Source organism: Neisseria viridiae, assembly GCF_962747995.1.
In the GTDB taxonomy this organism is placed as follows: domain Bacteria; phylum Pseudomonadota; class Gammaproteobacteria; order Burkholderiales; family Neisseriaceae; genus Neisseria; species Neisseria viridiae.
The window spans coordinates 124,718-141,452 of the sequence record NZ_CAUJAJ010000003.1; the positions used below are offsets into that span (position 1 = coordinate 124,718).

Consider the following 16,735-nt stretch of genomic DNA (forward strand, 5'->3'; position numbering starts at 1 on the left):
GCAATCCACCAATCCGGCAGGTCAATTTACTTAATCAATGAAATAAAGCCTATAAGGATCAAATGGCAAATCTACCCTCTATTTAACCCGCCGTGTCAAATCGTCCGCTTGGGCAGCGTGCCTGCCGCCTTTGTGTTTGATGAGATGGCAAGTAAAACGAGGATGGGTTTCTGTTTTAAACATCGGTATTTGCCGCCCATATGGCGAATATTGGTTTTTGCCGCAAACAGAGAATGAAGATTCAGGCCGTCTGAAAGCCAGAATCCGGTTTTCAGGCGGAATCAAATAAGGATCAACATGAAATACAAAGACCTGCGCGACTTCATCGCCATGCTCGAGCAGCAGGGCAAACTCAAACGCGTCGCGCATCCCGTTTCCCCGCATTTGGAAATGACCGAAATCGCCGACCGCGTGCTGCGCGCCGAAGGGCCGGCGTTGTTGTTTGAACACCCGATTAAGCCTGATGGTACGCGCTACGATTATCCCGTGTTGGCAAACCTGTTCGGCACGCCCGAACGCGTGGCGCTGGGCATGGGCGCGGACAGCGTGTCCAAGTTGCGTGAAATCGGTAAAACTTTGGCATATCTGAAAGAACCCGAACCGCCCAAAGGCATTAAAGACGCGTTTTCCAAACTGCCGTTGCTGAAAGATATTTGGAGCATGGCGCCGAACGTGGTGAAAAACGCGCCGTGTCAGGAAATTGTGTGGGAAGGTGAAGACGTTGATTTGTATAAACTTCCGATTCAGCATTGCTGGCCGGAAGACGTTGCGCCTCTGGTAACATGGGGTTTGACCGTTACGCGCGGACCAAACAAAAAACGCCAGAACTTAGGCATTTACCGTCAGCAGTTAATCGGCAAAAACAAGCTGATTATGCGCTGGCTGTCGCATCGCGGCGGCGCGCTGGATTATCAGGAATTCCGCAAACTCAATCCCGATACGCCGTATCCCGTCGCTGTCGTGCTCGGTTGCGACCCTGCCACCATTTTGGGCGCGGTAACGCCTGTTCCCGATACCTTGAGCGAATACCAGTTTGCCGGACTGCTGCGTGGTTCGCGGACGGAACTGGTGAAATGTATCGGCAACGATTTGCAAGTGCCTGCCCGTGCCGAAATTGTATTGGAAGGCGTGATTCATCCGAACGAAACCGCGTTGGAAGGCCCATACGGCGACCACACCGGCTATTACAACGAGCAGGACCATTTCCCCGTATTCACGGTTGAACGCATTACCATGCGCGAAAATCCGATTTACCATTCCACCTACACAGGCAAACCGCCCGATGAACCCGCTGTTTTGGGCGTGGCGTTGAACGAAGTGTTCGTACCGCTCTTACAAAAGCAGTTTCCCGAAATCACCGATTTCTACCTGCCGCCCGAAGGCTGCTCCTACCGCATGGCGGTGGTCAGCATGAAAAAACAGTACGCCGGACACGCCAAGCGCGTGATGATGGGCTGCTGGTCGTTCCTGCGCCAATTTATGTACACTAAATTCATCATCGTGGTGGATGACGATGTGAACGTGCGCGACTGGAAAGAAGTCATCTGGGCGGTCACCACGCGCATGGATCCCGTACGCGACACTGTTTTGATGGAAAATACGCCTATCGACTATCTGGATTTCGCCAGCCCTGTCAGCGGACTCGGCGGCAAAATGGGTTTGGATGCGACCAACAAATGGTCGGGCGAAACCAACCGCGAATGGGGACGGGTGATCAAAAAAGACCCTGCCGTTACGGCTAAGATTGATGGGATTTGGGGGGAACTCGGCTTATAGTAGATTCAAATAGGATTCCTCGTGTCGTCATTCCCGCGCTGGCGGAAATGACGATAATTGAGTATTTTTTATTTTAAATCAATATATTGAAAGTTAGTTTGATACGCAATGCCGCCCTACGGTTGCAGGGCGGCATTGCTATGCCGCCGTTTGGATTTTTAGACGGCATTTGTGTGTTGCCTGTGTGGTTTTGTGTTGGGATGGCAATTTCGAGGCAGCCGATGCCGTCTGAAAGGCGGTTGTCTGGCGGGACAGGCGCGTTCTGTTTGTCTGTTTGGAAACGGTTGGGAAAAAGGCGTATGTCGGCGGATTTGTTGGGCGTAGCGGCTGGGCTTTTTGCGGCAAGCTGCGATTTTGTCCGTTACGGATTGCGGCGGCTGAAAATCCTGTACCGCGCCTGGAAACGAGGCGGCTGGCGGAATATGCGGCGCGTGTCGCTGCGGCGGAAGATGGCGGTCTCGGCATGGTCGGTGTTCGCCGCACTGCTTGCGGCGGCGTTGATATTCGGCCGGTGGCTGGTTTTTTGTCGGTTGGGCCGGTTTTTAGGATGGCATGAGGGGAAGACACATGGACGAACTGTTCAAATGGGCGGTCAGGATTTTGGCGGCGGTGGCGGACTGGATACTCGAGCTGATGTGTTCGGCATTCCTGTTTGCGGAACCAAGCCGTTTTTTCCATCGGACCGCACGTATCGTTGTGCCGGTTTTGAGCTTGGGTCTGTTTCGTGTCGAAGATTATGGAAACACGGAATGTTTGGACTGGCGGACGTTTTCTGCCGATATGGGCGAATGGATAGGCGGTTGGTTTTGGTTCGCGTTCTTGCTTGCCTTTTCAGTATGGGCAGCCTATGCCCTGTCGTGAAATATAACTGACATACTTTGTTTTTGATGCGCCAACGAAAAATCGCTGCGGTTTGACGAAAATATAAATGGCGGTATTGCCAGCCGACACCAAACCAAACAGATGTGGGGCTTGTGTTTCCGATGTGGTACGGTCGGAAAGGTCATGCCGTCTGAAGCTTAATGTGTTTCAGACGCATTTTTGTACGCAGGGTATTTACGGTTCTTTAGGTTTGAGCCACTGCCATTGTTCCAGCAGGGTGTCTTCGAGGATTTTCTGTTTCTCTTTGCGCGAATTGATGCCGCCGGTCAGCCTGCCGTAATCGACGGTAATGGACGGCTTGTCCACGGTACCGGTGATTTTCAGGGGAATCGGTTTGTTTTTCGGATGGACGGCGTTGCGGATAAGGACATCTTCAGACAATTCCTGCGTATCCAGATTGGTATAGCCGTTGCTGGTAACATAGAGGCTGTCGGAGAAGAGTTCGGTATCGATGTGGCGGCTGATGCCGTCTGAAATTTCGCTGTTGAGCGTGAATCGGTGGAAGGGTGTGCTGGGTGCGGCACTGTCGGCAGTTTTGCCCGAAATGCCGTTTTTCAGGATATTGTCCATGTCGATACCGTGCCACGCGCCGTTGGAAATATTCAACGACAGGCTGCCTTGAAGCGAGCGGATAAGCTCTTTTCGGGTTTCGCCGCTCGCGGTCAGGTCGATGACCGCGTCGCCGTTGCCGCTGAAGCTGTGGAAGCCGAACAGGTCTTGCAGCAGCGGTTGGATTTGGATGTTGCTTGCATTCTGTTGCAGGCGGTAAGTGGCGGGGCGGGTGTTGGCGATGCTGATGCCGCCTTCGGTATGGCCGCCGTAAAGCCCTGACTTGAAACGGCTGAGCGCGATATGGCCTTTGTCGGCGCGGAGGTAGGTTTCCATATCGTCCAGTTGCAGGCCGGGGAGTTGGACATTGCCGATTTTAAGGTGGGCCTCGATATCTCCGGACAGCCTGCCGAGGGTGTTGGGAAATATTTTGCCGTTTTGTTGCCGCACGTCGTCAAGATAGGGGGTCAGGTTTAATTTTTGCAGTGCGACGGCGGCTTCCAGGTGCGGTGCGTCTTCATGTGTGTATCTGAATTTCGCGGCAACGGTTTGGCGGTCGAACGAACCGTTGAGTTCAGCATGCCACTGATGAAGGTTTTTTATGGACATCGAACCGTCGAGCCGGCTGATGAAACGGGGTTGCGGCAGGCGGTTGACGGTATCCTGAAGGGTCGATACATGCAGGCGCGGTGCCTCCAGACCATTATTCCGGCTCCAAACCAATGGCGAGCCGAGGGAAAAGTTGGTTTGAAGGCGGGGTGTTTTGACGTTGCCGGAGATTTCGGCGTTGCCGATGTTGCCGATACCGGGGTGAAGTTTGGCCTTATCGAGTTTGAACGATCCGCCCCATTGGGAATTCCCGTCGTCGGCGGTAGCGGTAAATGTCCCGTTGACGGTTTCAATTTTAATGCTGTTGTTCCTGAGTGCCAGCGTAGGGATTTGGGCGGTCAGGTGGAGGTTACGGAAGGAAGTGTCTGCACGCAGGCCGAGGCCGGTGGCATCCGCTCCGCCGGCATTGAAGCGGATCGTGGGGCTGCCGGTGGTGGAAACGGCAATGCGGTGTCCGTTTAGGGCGGTCTCGGCTTCGAAATGGAACGGTGAGATTTCGGGCGGATTGATGCCGTCTGAAATGAAAAGCCCTTTGCTTTTCCATGAGGCAGACAGGTTTTCGCCGGTCAGTGTGCCCGAACTTTCAAACTGTTGTCCCGATGAAACGGGGGATTGCAGGTTGAGGCGGACTTCCTTCAGGGTGAACCGCTCTTGCAGGAAGTCGAGGTGGACGGTGCTGTTTTCGATAATGATGCGGTTTACCGAGGCTTTGCGTTTTGGGTTGTCGATCAGGTCTTGGATGTTCCAAACACCTTTTCCGTCGCGCGTCAGGGCAAGTTCCGCACCTGAAACCACCCATTTTTCAACCTGTATCTGATCCGACCACAGATTTTTCCAGCTCAATCCGATTTTGGTTTCTTTGACGGAAACGGCAGTCCGGTTGCTGCCGGGTTCGGTAATGGTCAGGTTTTTCAGGATGACGGTCGGCCGGGGCAGAAGCCTGCGCTGTATATCCGCATCAAACGAGATTTTCCGGTGCGTATGGGCAATGCTTTGCTGGAGGCGGCTTCGGATGTTTTCAGGTGTGAAGATGCGATATACGGAAGCGTGCAGCCCGATTGCCGCCAAAAGCAGTATCGTCAGCACGGCTACCGCATATTTCAGACGGTATTTGTGGAAGACCGATAATAAATCCATAGCCTGAAAAGTCTGTAAAACACGCCACAGTATAACACGGCTTGTGGCAATCCTATTTTGTGCGGGCGGATTATCTTGTATAAAGGGGTAATGCCCATAAGCAGGCATACCGCCGGATCAGGTATCGTGGGCGTTGCCGCGTTTGCAGGGGCAGTGTATGTTTCATACGGCGGCGGATTCTGCAAGATACTTTTTTGAAATACTGATGCCGTCTGAAACGGACAAGTTTTGTTCAGACGGTATATAATTTGCTTTTTATTCCGGAGGCACGGATATGGTCGGATGCGTTTGGCAGGCAGGACGGTTTGAAATCGGTTTGGACAAACCGAAAATCATGGGTGTCGTGAATCTCACGCCCGATTCTTTGCCCGACGGCGGCGCGTATTCGCAAAACGCCCAAACAGCTTTGGCGCATGCCGAACGGCTTTTGAAAGAGGGCGCGGACATTCTCGACATCGGCGGCGAATCGACGCGGCCGGGTGCGGGTTATGTTTCGCCTGAAGAAGAATGGGCGCGGGTTGAGTCTGTATTGGCGGAAGTGGCAGGGTGGGGCGTTCCCGTCAGTTTGGACACGCGCCGCACGGTGATTATGGAAAAAGCGTTGGCACTCGGCGGCATCGATATTATTAACGATGTGGCGGCGTTGACCGACGAAGGCGCGGTCGAATTGCTGGCGTGTCAGGCGGATACGGGCATTTGCCTGATGCACATGCAGGGTGTGCCTGAAAACATGCAGATTAATCCGAAATATCAGGATGTTGTCGGTGAAGTGGCGCGGTATTTGAAAGCGCGGGCGGCGGAATGCATCGCGGCAGGCATCGCCCCGCAACGCATCGTGCTTGACCCCGGTTTCGGCTTCGGCAAAACCTTGCAACACAATATCGCACTGATGCGGCATTTGCCCGAATTGATGGCGGAAACCGGTTTGCCGCTGCTGATCGGTGTGTCGCGCAAAACCATGATAGGCGAACTGACCGGCGAGGCAAATGCGGCGGAACGCGTACACGGCAGCGTGGCGGCAGCGTTGGCTTCCGTAGCGCGCGGCGCGCAAATCGTGCGGGTGCATGATGTGAAGGCGACGGCGGATGCGTTGAAGGCGTGGGAAGCGTTGGGCATCAATCTGTAAAGAGCGGTTCACATACTTCATGCCGTCTGAAAAGGACGGGGCGGCTTCAGACGGCATCAACGGTGCAGACAGCAAGGCACAAACTGACTGTATAATCTCGGACAACGGTTCACATTCTCGGAGCAACACATGGCAAAAAAATATTTCGGCACGGATGGTGTACGCGGTGAAGTCGGGCAGTTTCCGATTACGCCCGATTTTGTATTGAAACTCGGCTATGCGGCGGGTCAGGTTTTGGTTCAGCACGACACCGACCAGAAACCGACCGTTTTAATCGGCAAGGATACGCGTATTTCCGGTTATATGCTGGAAGCCGCTTTGGTGGCAGGTTTTACCGCCGCAGGTGTCAACGTTATCCAAACCGGTCCGCTTCCTACGCCCGGCGTGGCTTATCTGACCCGTGCGCTGCGTTTGTCCGCCGGTGTGATGATTTCCGCGTCGCACAATGCTTATTCCGACAACGGCATTAAATTCTTTGCCGAGGGCGGCGTGAAGCTTTCCGATGAAATCGAGTTGGAAATCGAAGCCAAAATCGACGAAGAAATGAAAACCCAGCCTTCTGCACGCCTCGGTCGCGCACGCCGCATCAGCGGTGCGGACGACCGCTATATCGAATTTTGCAAATCCACCTTTCCCAGCCATTCCGACCTTCGGGGTTTGAAGTTGGTTATCGATACCGCCAACGGCGCGGGGTACGGTGTCGCACCCAAGGTGTTTCACGAACTGGGAGCACAAGTCGTCAGCATCGGCGACGAACCCAACGGCTACAATATTAATGAAAAATGTGGTGCGACTTATACCAAGACACTCCAGGCCGCCGTTTTACAGCATGAAGCCGACTACGGCATCGCCTTAGACGGCGACGGCGACCGCCTGATGATGGTCGATAAAAACGGTAAGGTTTACGACGGCGACAGCCTGATTTACGTCATCGCCAAAGCCCGCGCCCGAGAAGGTATCAACATCGGCGGCGTGGTCGGCACGGTCATGACCAATATGGCGATGGAAATCGCCCTGAAAGAGCAGGGTGTCGATTTCTGCCGCGCCAAAGTCGGCGACCGCTATGTGTTGGAACAGCTGAACCAACGCGGCTGGCTCATCGGCGGCGAAGCCAGCGGCCATATTTTGTGCATGGACAAACACAACACCGGCGACGGCATTATTTCCGCGCTGCAAGTTTTGGCGGCGCTGCAAATCCTGAACCAAGACCTCGCCACCGTTTGCGCCGACTGGCAGCCGTATCCGCAAACTATGATTAACGTGCGCATCCAAAAGGGTCAGAAATGGCAAGAAGCTTCGAAAGACGTGTTGGCCGAAGTGGAAAAAGAACTCGAAGGCAAAGGAAGGGTTGTGTTGCGCGCTTCGGGAACCGAACCCGTCGTGCGCGTGATGGTTGAGGCACGACAGGCCGATTGGGCGCGCGAAGGGGCGGAACGTATTGCTTCCGCCATCGGCAGCCTTTAGGCAAAATTCAGGAAAAACCGTTTTCAGAACCGGCCGGTTTTCTGTTTAAATGCCGTCTGAACATGCGGAGGATATGCGAATCTGCCTTTTTTCCGCTTTCAGACGGCATAATCTTTGATAGAATGCCTGCTTCATGTAGAAAATGTTTCGGTTTGTTCTGACTTTTTATCTCCGACAATGGAATATCCGCCATGTTTGCTTTTTTAGAAGCCTTTTTTGTCGAATACGGCTACGCGGCCGTGTTTTTCGTTTTGGTCATCTGCGGTTTCGGCGTGCCGATTCCCGAGGATTTGACCTTGGTAACGGGCGGCGTGATTTCGGGTATGGGTTATACCAATCCGCATATTATGTTTGCGGTCGGTATGCTCGGCGTGTTGGCGGGCGACGGCGTGATGTTTGCCGCCGGACGCATTTGGGGGCAGAAAATCCTCAAGTTCAAACCGATTGCGCGCATCATGACGCCGAAACGTTACGCGCAGGTTCAGGAAAAATTCGATAAATACGGCAACTGGGTTCTGTTTGTCGCCCGTTTCCTGCCCGGTTTGAGAACGGCCGTATTTGTTACAGCCGGTATCAGCCGCAAGGTTTCATACTTGCGTTTTATCATTATGGATGGACTGGCCGCGCTGATTTCCGTCCCTATTTGGATTTATCTGGGCGAATACGGTGCGCACAACATCGATTGGCTGATGGCGAAAATGCACAGCCTGCAATCGGGCATCTTCATCGCATTGGGCGTGCTGGCGGCGGTGCTGGCGTGGTTTTGGTGGCGCAAACGCCGGCATTATCAGCTTTACCGCGCACAATTGAGCGAAAAACGCGCCAAACGCAAGGCGGAAAAGGCAGCGAAAAAAGCGGCACAGAAGCAGCAGTAAATCGGATTTTCGACCGTCCGGACGCATTTCACGTTTCAGGCGGTCTTTGCATTTTCAGGATGAGCCATGAAACAGAAAATTTTTGTCCTTTATACCGGCGGTACCATCGGCATGACGCAAAGCAGTGCGGGATTGCGCCCCGATACTGCGCTGGTCAGCCAAGCCCTTTCCCCTTTTTCAGACGGCCTCGACTTCGAGTGGCACGTCTGCAATCCCTTGATTGATTCCTCCTCCGTCACCCTGCAACACTGGCACGACTGGCTGGACATCATCGCCGACAAACTCCCTTCATGCGACGGCATCCTGATACTGCACGGCACGGACAGCATGGCGTACACCGCCAACCTCCTCGCGCTCGCCCTGCAAGGTTTGGGCAAACCGATTGTCCTGACCGGTTCCCAATGGCCTTACGCCGCCGAAAACAGCGACGCCCCGCGCAATCTCTCCACCGCCGTTGCCGCCTTCAGCCTCAAGCTCAAACAAACCGTCATTGCCTTTGACGGCAAACTGTATCCCGCCGTCGGCAGCAGCAAAGTCAGCACCGAAACCGCCGCAGGCTTCGACAATCCGCATTTCGGCGCCATCGCCGAATGGGATGAAACACAAGGCTGGCACAATCTTCGTATCCCGTCCCAAGACGCAGCAGCCGTTTCAGACGGCCTCAAAATCCGCTATCCCGATCCGCAGGCAAAAATCGCCGTCCGCACGCTTATCCCCGGCTTTGCCGTCCAAGAACTTGCGGACGGACTCGGACAGCTTCCCGCCCAAGCCCTTATCCTGCAAAGCTACGGACACGGCAACACGCCCGCAGACGAAGGTTTCATCCGCGCCGTTCGAGACTTCGCGCGGCAGGGCAAACTGCTGCTCAACATCAGCCAAGTCCGACAAGGCAAAACCGCCGCCGTTTACGCGCAAGGCAACGCGTTCCGCAACTCGGGCATCATCAACGGCGGCAAATGTAACCTCGAAACCGCCACCGCGCTGATGACCCTCGCCGTATCGCAAGGCTGGGGTAAGGAAGAGGTGGAAAAAGAGTTGGCAAGACTGCAATTATTGTGAAATCGAAATGAACTTTACCGACACCCACTGCCATCTCGCCGATCCCGCCTTACGCGAAAACCTGCCGCACGTTTTGACCGCAGCGCGGGAGGCTGGAGTAGGGCGGTTTATCGTTCCCGCCACCTGTCCGCAGGATTGGCAGGATGTGGCGGATTTGGCGGAAATGCCGTCCGAACACGGTCAAATCCGTATTGCGCTGGGCATCCATCCTTGGTTTTCAGGCGGCATTGCGGAACAGGATTTTACCGGTTTGGAAGCCGTATTGGCGCGTTACCCCCGAGCGTGGGTCGGCGAAATCGGCTTGGATTTTTACGACAAAACCCAAACGCCGCAGCAGCGCGAACGGCAAATCCAAGTCTTCAGCCGCCAGCTTGCCATCGCGCAAACCCTGCGCTGCCGCGTGATTATCCATAATCTCAAAGCCACCGCCGACATCGCCGCTGCCGTCAAACAGGCAGGCTTTACTCAAGGCGGCATCGTTCACGCCTTCTCAGGCAGCGCGGAAGAAGCGCGCGTGTTGACGAAATTGGGTTTCAAAATCGGCATCGGTTCGTTGTTGCTCAACCCGAACGCCCGCAAAATACGCGAAACCCTCAAAACCCTGAATGACACCGATTTCGTCTTGGAAACCGACAGCCCGTTTATGCTGAAAAAAGAGATTAATACGCCTGCCAATATTCCGGGTATTGCAAAGATTGCTGCGGAAATCCGCGGAACCTGTGTAGAAAAGATTGCCAAGGTAACGGAGCGCAATGCCGATGCCCTGTTGGGACGGTAGGTTATCCATCTAAGATTATCTTTTTGAATATCCGGAAAACCTATTATAATAATCCAGTGTTGATGCCGTCTGAACATTCAGGCGGCGTTTGTTATGGAAGAATTATGAAGACGTCTATCTTAGAAAAACTACAACAACTCAGCGACCGACTGGAAGAAGTCACCCACCTCCTCGGACAGCCCGAAGCCACATCCGACATGGACAATTACCGCAAACTTACCCGCGAACACGCTGAATTGACCCCCGTCGTCGAAGTATTTCAAAACTATCAACTGGCGCAAAGCGACTTGGCAGATGCCGAAGAAATGCTGTCCGACCCCGAAATGAAAGACTTTGCCGCCGAAGAAATCGAAGCGGCAAAAGCCAAAATCAACACGCTCGATACCGAACTGCAAAAACTGCTGCTGCCCAAAGATGCCGATGACGACAAAAACATCTTTATCGAAGTACGCGCCGGTACCGGTGGCGACGAAGCCGCGCTGTTTGCAGGCGATTTGCTGCGTATGTACAGCCGCTACGCCGAGCGCAACCGCTGGCAGGTCGAAATCGTGTCCGCCAACGAAAGCGAGTTGGGCGGCTATAAAGAAGTCATCGCCCGCATCGTCGGACTCGGGGCGTACAGCCGTTTGAAATTTGAATCGGGCGGACACCGCGTGCAGCGCGTTCCCGCCACTGAAAGCCAAGGCCGTATCCACACTTCAGCCTGTACCGTCGCCGTCATGCCTGAAGCGGACGAACTCGAAGACATCGAGTTGAACCCCGCCGACCTTCGTATCGACACCTTCCGTGCATCCGGTGCGGGCGGTCAGCACATCAACAAAACTGACTCCGCCGTCCGCATCACCCACCTGCCCACAGGCATGGTGGTCGAGTGCCAAGACGGACGCAGCCAACACGCCAACAAGGCGCAGGCGATGAAAGTCCTCGCCGCCCGCCTGAACGACGCGCAAAAACGCGAAGCCCAAGCCAAAGAAGCCGCCGAACGCAAATCCCTCATCGGCAGCGGCGACCGCAGCGAACGCATCCGCACCTACAACTATCCCCAAGGCAGGGTAACAGACCACCGCATCAACCTTACCCTGCACAAGCTGGATTTTGTCATGGACGGCGATTTGGAAGAAATCACCGATGCCCTGATTGCCGAACATCAGGCGGAGCTTCTGGCGGCGATGGGCGATTGAGTTTTGTGTTTTGAAATGGAAATGCCGTCTGAAATCCAAGTTTCAGACGGCATTTTGCGTCTGCCGTGCATGCAATCAATTTTAATCCGCCATATTCTACTGATTTGTTTGGATTCAGTGTATTATGCCGTTTCTCAACCATAGGCGACAACTGGACATATTGATGAAGATTGCGATTTACGGTACGAAAAGCTATGACCGCGAACATTTTACCCGCGCCAACCGGCATTTCGGCTTCGAGCTGGAGTTTTTTGATTTTATGCTGGATGCGAAAACGGCGAAAATGGCGGAAGGCGCGGAGGCGGTCTGTATTTTTGTGAACGACGACGGCAGCCGGCCCGTGTTGGAAAAATTGGCGCAAATTGGCGTGAAAACTGTGGCGTTGCGTTGTGCCGGCTTCAATAATGTGGATTTGAAGGCGGCTGAAGAGTTGGGCTTGAAAGTCGTGCGCGTGCCAGCCTATTCGCCCGAGTCGGTTGCGGAACATACGGTCGGTCTGATGCTGACTTTGAACCGCCGTATCCACAAAGCCTATCAGCGTACCCGCGATGCCAATTTTTCTTTGGAGGGGCTGACCGGTTTCAATATGTACGGCAAAACGGCGGGCGTTATCGGCACGGGGAAAATCGGTATCGCAACGATGCGGATTTTAAAGGGTTTCGGTATGAACCTGCTGGCTTACGATCCGTTTTGCAATCCTGAAGCGGAAAAAATCGGCGGCAGGTATGTGGATTTGGACGAGCTGTATGCCCGATCGGACATCATCACGCTGCATTGCCCCGCCACGCCGGAGAACCACTATATGCTGAATGAAGCGGCGTTCGACAAAATGAAAGACGGTGTGATGATTATCAACACCAGCCGTGGCGGTCTGATTGACAGTGCCGCCGCCATTGAGGCGTTGAAACGCCGGAAAATCGGCGCATTGGGCATGGATGTGTACGAGAACGAACGCGAATTGTTTTTTGAAGACAAATCCAACGATGTGATTACCGACGACGTGTTCCGCCGACTGTCGTCCTGCCATAACGTGCTGTTTACCGGACATCAGGCATTTTTGACGGAAGAGGCGTTGGGTAATATTTCGGAAGTTACGCTGTCCAATATCCGCGAGGTCGGACAGACTGGCGATTGCGGCAATGCGGTTCGTGCCGACGGTTGACGTGTTTTAAAAGTTTAAAGGAAATGCCGTCTGAAACAGGTTTCAGACGGCATTTGACGTTCAGGCAGCCTGCAAACTTATTTGACTTCCAACTTGGCAACGCCACCCATATAAGGCTGCAAAGCGGCTGGGATATTGATACTGCCGTCGGCGTTTTGATGGTTTTCCAAAACCGCGACCAGCGTTCTGCCGACAGCCAAACCGGAGCCGTTCAAAGTATGTACCAAGCGGTTTTTGCCGTTTTCGTCTTTGAAACGCGCCTTCATCCGGCGGGCTTGGAAATCTTCGCAGTTGGAACAGCTTGAGATTTCGCGGTAGGTGTTTTGCGCCGGTACCCAAACTTCCAAGTCATACGTTTTTGCCGCGCCGAAACCCATATCACCGGTACACAGGGTAATCACGCGGTAGGGCAGTTCCAAAGCCTTTAGGATGTTTTCGGCATGGCCGACCATTTCTTCCAGCGTTTCGTATGATTTTTCGGGATGAACGATTTGTACCATTTCCACTTTGTCGAACTGGTGTTGGCGGATTAGGCCGCGTGTGTCTTTGCCGTATGATCCCGCTTCACTGCGGAAACAGGGCGAATGCGCGGTCAGCTTCAGCGGCAGTTGTTCAGACGGGATAATGCTGTCGGCAACGGTATTGGTCAACGTTACTTCGGCGGTTGGAATCAGATATTGCGTGGTTTTGGTTTCGTCGCCACCACGGGTAACGTGGAACAAATCTTCCGCAAATTTAGGCAGTTGGCCCGTGCCTTGCAGCGTCGTATCGTCAACGATATAAGGCGTGTAATGCTCGGTGTAGCCGTGTTTCAGCGTGTGCGTATCCAGCATGAACTGTGCCAATGCGCGGTGCAGTCGGGCGATTTGTCCGCGCATCACGGTAAAGCGTGCGCCGGACAGCTTCGCGCCGCCTTCAAAATCCAAGCCCAAAGGCTCGCCCAAATCAACATGGTCTTTGATTTCAAAGTCAAATTCGCGCGGCGTACCGACTTTGCGGACTTCGACGTTTTCGGTTTCGTCTTTACCGGTGGGTACGCTTTCGTGCGGCAGGTTAGGTATGCTCAACAACCATGCGTCCAATTCTTTTTGAACGGCATCCAAATCGGCGGCAGCCTGTTCCAAATCGGTTTTGATTTGGGCGACTTGATCCATGGCCGCCTGCGCCTCTTCATGTTTGCCCTGACCTTTCAGTGCGCCGATTTGTTTGGAAATGCTGTTGCGCGAGGCTTGTAGTTCTTCGGTTTTCACCTGAACGGCTTTTCGCTGCTCTTCCAGCGCATTGAAACGCGCGGCATCAAACTCGTAACCGCGCGCCGCCAAGCGTTCTGCCACAGCGGCGGTGTTGCTGCGGAGCAATTGGATATCTAACATGGTCTGATTCCCGAATAATTTGAAACACATTATTGTAAACCAAATTTAAGATATTTTCCCGAATCCGTCTGTGTTTCGACATGTTTGAATCATATCGTCCGATTTGTCAAAACCGTTCGATTTGTGGGAAAATCCAAAGATTGAATTTAACGGAGGGCGACACCGTGTTGGACAGAGAAGGCTATCGCCCCAATGTCGGTATCATCTTAATCAACAACCGCAACGAGGTCTTTTGGGGCAAGCGTGTACGCGAACATTCATGGCAGTTTCCGCAAGGCGGCATCAAGCCGGGCGAAAGCCCCGAAACCGCCATGTACCGCGAGCTTTACGAAGAAGTCGGACTTCTGCCGCAACACGTCAAAATCGTCGGGCGGACGCGCGACTGGCTGCGTTACGACGTGCCGAACAACTGGGTACGCCGCGAATGGCGCGGATCCTATCGCGGACAAAAACAGATTTGGTATCTTTTGCGTTTGGTCGGCCGTGACAGCGATGTCAACCTCCGCGCCTGCCACCATCCCGAATTTGACGGCTGGCGTTGGCACCAATATTGGGCACCCGTTGACGAAGTCATCGAGTTCAAACGCGACGTTTATTTGGGGGCGTTGAAAGAACTCTCCCGCTTCCTGCGCGGTATGGAAAGTTATGAAGACTTTGCCGCCCGCCAACCTTCCGGCAACCGGTAAAACAACGGAACGCAACGCTTTCAGGCCGTCTGAAAGCGTTGTTTTTCTTACTTTCAGATTATTCCTATGGCTAAAAACAACCAATACAGCGAATCCAGCATCACCGTCCTCAAAGGCTTGGAGCCGGTCAAAGAACGTCCCGGCATGTACACCCGCACCGACAGTCCGACCCACATCTGCCAAGAAGTCATCGACAACGCGGCGGACGAGGCGTTGGGCGGTTTCGCTACTGAAATCGACGTGCGCATCCACGACGACGGTTCGCTTTCCGTGTGCGACAACGGACGCGGCATTCCCGTCGGGCTGCACCCTGTCGAAGGCGTGCCCGTGGTCGAACTTGTATTTACCCGTCTGCACGCGGGCGGCAAGTTCAATAAAAAAGACGGCAGCAGCGCGTATGCCTTTTCAGGCGGCCTGCACGGCGTGGGCGTATCCGTTACCAACGCCCTCTCCACCCGCCTTGAGGTAACCGTCAAACGCGAAGGCAAAATCCACCGCATCGTGTTTGCCGGTGGCGACGTGGTCGAACCGTTGGCACAAGTGGGCAAATGCGCCGTCAAAGACAGCGGCACCGAAGTGCGCGTCTGGCCGGACGGCAAATATTTTGAAAGTCCGAATTACAGCATTCCCGAACTCGAACGCCTGCTGCGCGCCAAAGCCGTGCTGCTGCCGGGCGTGCGCGTTTCCCTGACCCGTCCGGTCAAAGGCGAAGACGAAGCACACACCCAAACCTGGCACTATCCAGACGGTCTGAAAAGCTATCTGACCGACCTGATTGCCGACGCGCAGGAAGCCGTGCCGCTGTTCTCCTGCGAAAACTACATTTCAGACGGCCACAACGGCGATTTCAGTATCGGCGAAGGCGCCGCGTTTGCCCTGACCTGGCTGGAAGAAGGCTCGTGCGCCAACGAAAGCTACGTCAACCTCATCCCCACCCCGCTGGGCGGCACGCACGAAGCAGGCTTGAAACAGGCCGTGTTCAACGCCGTCAACAACTTCATCAATCTGCACAACCTCTTGCCGCGCGGCGTGAAAGTACAAAGTGACGACGTGTTCGGCAAAACCGCCTTCGTCCTCTCCGCCCGCGTCCTTGACCCGCAGTTCCAAGGTCAGACCAAAGACAAGCTGACCAACCGCGACGCGCTGAAACTCGTTGCCACCGTATCGGGCGACCCTTTGGAATTGTGGCTCAACCAAAACGTGGACTTCGGCAAAAAAATCGCCGAACTCGCCATCCGTCAGGCACAAGCACGGATGCGTTCGGTTAAAAAGATTGAAAAGAAAAAAGGTAGCGGCGTTGCCGTCCTGCCCGGTAAACTCACCGACTGCGAAAGCGAAGACATCCGCGAAAACGAACTCTTCCTCGTCGAAGGCGATTCCGCCGGCGGCTCCGCCAAACTCGCCCGCGACAAAGCCACCCAAGCCATCCTGCCCCTGCGCGGTAAAGTGCTCAACAGCTTCGAAGTCCACCCCGACCAACTTTTCGGCAACGCCGAAATCCACGACATTTCCGTCGCCATCGGCGTTGATCCGCACGGCATCAACGACAATCCCGACTTAAGCGGCCTGCGCTACGGCAAAATAGCCATCCTGTCCGATGCCGACGTGGATGGTTCGCATATTCAGGTTTTGCTGTTGACCCTGTTCTACCGCCACTTCCCCAAACTGGTTGCCGACGGACACATCTACGTCGCCCAGCCGCCGCTGTTCCGCGTCGATGTCAACGCACAAGGCAAAAGCAAACCCGCCCGCAAATTCTACGCCCTCGACCAAAACGAACTCGACAGCATTTTGGAGCGACTGCAAAAAGAAGGCGTCAAAGAAACCGCCTATTCCATCAGCCGTTTCAAAGGCTTGGGCGAGATGAATCCCGACCAGCTCAAAGACACCACCATGCACCCCGACACCCGCCGCCTGTTGCAGGTGCAAATCCCCGAAGGCGCGGCGGACGAGACGCGCGACATCTTCGTCAAACTGATGGGCAAAGGCGAAGCCGCCGCCCGCCGTGCCTGGATGGAGCGCGAAGGCGATACGGCGGAACTCGATATTTGAACCGTGATTGCCGCATACGAAAAAAT

The 16,735-nt window shown here is 54.4% G+C and carries 13 protein-coding genes; 11 read left to right on the forward strand and 2 right to left on the reverse strand.

The features are described 5' to 3' along the window. Positions 1 to 297 precede the first annotated feature (297 nt). Both ubiD and Q9J79_RS03415 read left to right on the forward strand, forming a co-directional pair. A complete protein-coding gene (gene ubiD / locus Q9J79_RS03410; RefSeq protein ID WP_301912252.1) occupies positions 298 to 1,776 on the forward strand; it encodes a 4-hydroxy-3-polyprenylbenzoate decarboxylase in 1,479 nt (492 codons plus the stop codon). Positions 1,777 to 2,343: 567 nt separating this feature from the next. After that, positions 2,344 to 2,637, forward strand: coding sequence for a 6-aminohexanoate hydrolase (locus Q9J79_RS03415; RefSeq protein WP_301912251.1), 294 nt, complete (start codon positions 2,344 to 2,346; stop codon positions 2,635 to 2,637). Positions 2,638 to 2,832: 195 nt separating this feature from the next. Here the strand turns inward: Q9J79_RS03415 and Q9J79_RS03420 are convergent, their stop codons facing one another. Then, positions 2,833 to 4,953 carry an AsmA family protein gene (locus Q9J79_RS03420; RefSeq protein ID WP_301912250.1) on the reverse strand — a complete coding sequence of 707 codons (2,121 nt, stop codon included), beginning with the start codon at positions 4,951 to 4,953 and terminating at the stop codon, positions 2,833 to 2,835. A gap of 274 nt (positions 4,954 to 5,227) precedes the next feature. On the opposite strand from Q9J79_RS03420, the gene folP reads away from it, so the two are divergent. The 7 genes from folP to Q9J79_RS03455 all read left to right on the forward strand — a co-directional run bounded on the left by folP (position 5,228) and on the right by Q9J79_RS03455 (position 12,598). Next, positions 5,228 to 6,079 (forward strand): dihydropteroate synthase, encoded by an 852-nt coding sequence (gene folP, locus Q9J79_RS03425; RefSeq protein ID WP_301669911.1) that lies wholly within the window; start codon positions 5,228 to 5,230, stop codon positions 6,077 to 6,079. A 129-nt stretch (positions 6,080 to 6,208) separates the two neighbouring features. Continuing rightward, positions 6,209 to 7,543, forward strand: coding sequence for a phosphoglucosamine mutase (gene glmM, locus Q9J79_RS03430; RefSeq protein WP_002247265.1), 1,335 nt, complete (start codon positions 6,209 to 6,211; stop codon positions 7,541 to 7,543). A 191-nt stretch (positions 7,544 to 7,734) separates the two neighbouring features. Then, positions 7,735 to 8,418 (forward strand): DedA family protein, encoded by a 684-nt coding sequence (locus Q9J79_RS03435; RefSeq protein WP_301912249.1) that lies wholly within the window; start codon positions 7,735 to 7,737, stop codon positions 8,416 to 8,418. A 66-nt stretch (positions 8,419 to 8,484) separates the two neighbouring features. Further along, positions 8,485 to 9,477 (forward strand): asparaginase, encoded by a 993-nt coding sequence (locus tag Q9J79_RS03440; protein ID WP_301912247.1) that lies wholly within the window; start codon positions 8,485 to 8,487, stop codon positions 9,475 to 9,477. Between the two features lie 7 nt (positions 9,478 to 9,484). Continuing rightward, complete coding sequence (locus Q9J79_RS03445) at positions 9,485 to 10,255, forward strand: TatD family hydrolase (protein WP_301912246.1); 771 nt, start codon at positions 9,485 to 9,487, stop codon at positions 10,253 to 10,255. 104 nt (positions 10,256 to 10,359) lie between these two features. Then, a complete protein-coding gene (gene prfA / locus Q9J79_RS03450) occupies positions 10,360 to 11,436 on the forward strand; it encodes a peptide chain release factor 1 (protein ID WP_301912245.1) in 1,077 nt (358 codons plus the stop codon). Positions 11,437 to 11,599: 163 nt separating this feature from the next. Next, entirely contained in the window at positions 11,600 to 12,598 is a 999-nt protein-coding gene (locus tag Q9J79_RS03455; protein ID WP_301912244.1) for a 2-hydroxyacid dehydrogenase, read from the forward strand. A gap of 77 nt (positions 12,599 to 12,675) precedes the next feature. On the opposite strand, the gene serS is transcribed toward Q9J79_RS03455, so the two are convergent. Beyond that, entirely contained in the window at positions 12,676 to 13,971 is a 1,296-nt protein-coding gene (serS, locus tag Q9J79_RS03460) for a serine--tRNA ligase (RefSeq protein WP_301912242.1), read from the reverse strand. A gap of 164 nt (positions 13,972 to 14,135) precedes the next feature. On the opposite strand from serS, the gene Q9J79_RS03465 reads away from it, so the two are divergent. Beyond that, positions 14,136 to 14,657, forward strand: coding sequence for an RNA pyrophosphohydrolase (locus Q9J79_RS03465; RefSeq protein ID WP_301912342.1), 522 nt, complete (start codon positions 14,136 to 14,138; stop codon positions 14,655 to 14,657). 66 nt (positions 14,658 to 14,723) lie between these two features. After that, positions 14,724 to 16,709, forward strand: a complete 1,986-nt coding sequence (locus Q9J79_RS03470) for a DNA topoisomerase IV subunit B (protein WP_301912241.1) — start codon at positions 14,724 to 14,726, stop codon at positions 16,707 to 16,709. Positions 16,710 to 16,735 lie beyond the last annotated feature (26 nt).

Coding starts and splice junctions, on each gene's coding strand:
- ubiD (WP_301912252.1), top strand. CDS start 298: ATGAAATACAAAGACCTGCGCGACTTCATCGCCATGCTCGAGCAGCAG.
- Q9J79_RS03415 (WP_301912251.1), top strand. CDS start 2,344: ATGGACGAACTGTTCAAATGGGCGGTCAGGATTTTGGCGGCGGTGGCG.
- Q9J79_RS03420 (WP_301912250.1), bottom strand. CDS start 4,953: ATGGATTTATTATCGGTCTTCCACAAATACCGTCTGAAATATGCGGTA.
- folP (WP_301669911.1), top strand. CDS start 5,228: ATGGTCGGATGCGTTTGGCAGGCAGGACGGTTTGAAATCGGTTTGGAC.
- glmM (WP_002247265.1), top strand. CDS start 6,209: ATGGCAAAAAAATATTTCGGCACGGATGGTGTACGCGGTGAAGTCGGG.
- Q9J79_RS03435 (WP_301912249.1), top strand. CDS start 7,735: ATGTTTGCTTTTTTAGAAGCCTTTTTTGTCGAATACGGCTACGCGGCC.
- Q9J79_RS03440 (WP_301912247.1), top strand. CDS start 8,485: ATGAAACAGAAAATTTTTGTCCTTTATACCGGCGGTACCATCGGCATG.
- Q9J79_RS03445 (WP_301912246.1), top strand. CDS start 9,485: ATGAACTTTACCGACACCCACTGCCATCTCGCCGATCCCGCCTTACGC.
- prfA (WP_301912245.1), top strand. CDS start 10,360: ATGAAGACGTCTATCTTAGAAAAACTACAACAACTCAGCGACCGACTG.
- Q9J79_RS03455 (WP_301912244.1), top strand. CDS start 11,600: ATGAAGATTGCGATTTACGGTACGAAAAGCTATGACCGCGAACATTTT.
- serS (WP_301912242.1), bottom strand. CDS start 13,971: ATGTTAGATATCCAATTGCTCCGCAGCAACACCGCCGCTGTGGCAGAA.
- Q9J79_RS03470 (WP_301912241.1), top strand. CDS start 14,724: ATGGCTAAAAACAACCAATACAGCGAATCCAGCATCACCGTCCTCAAA.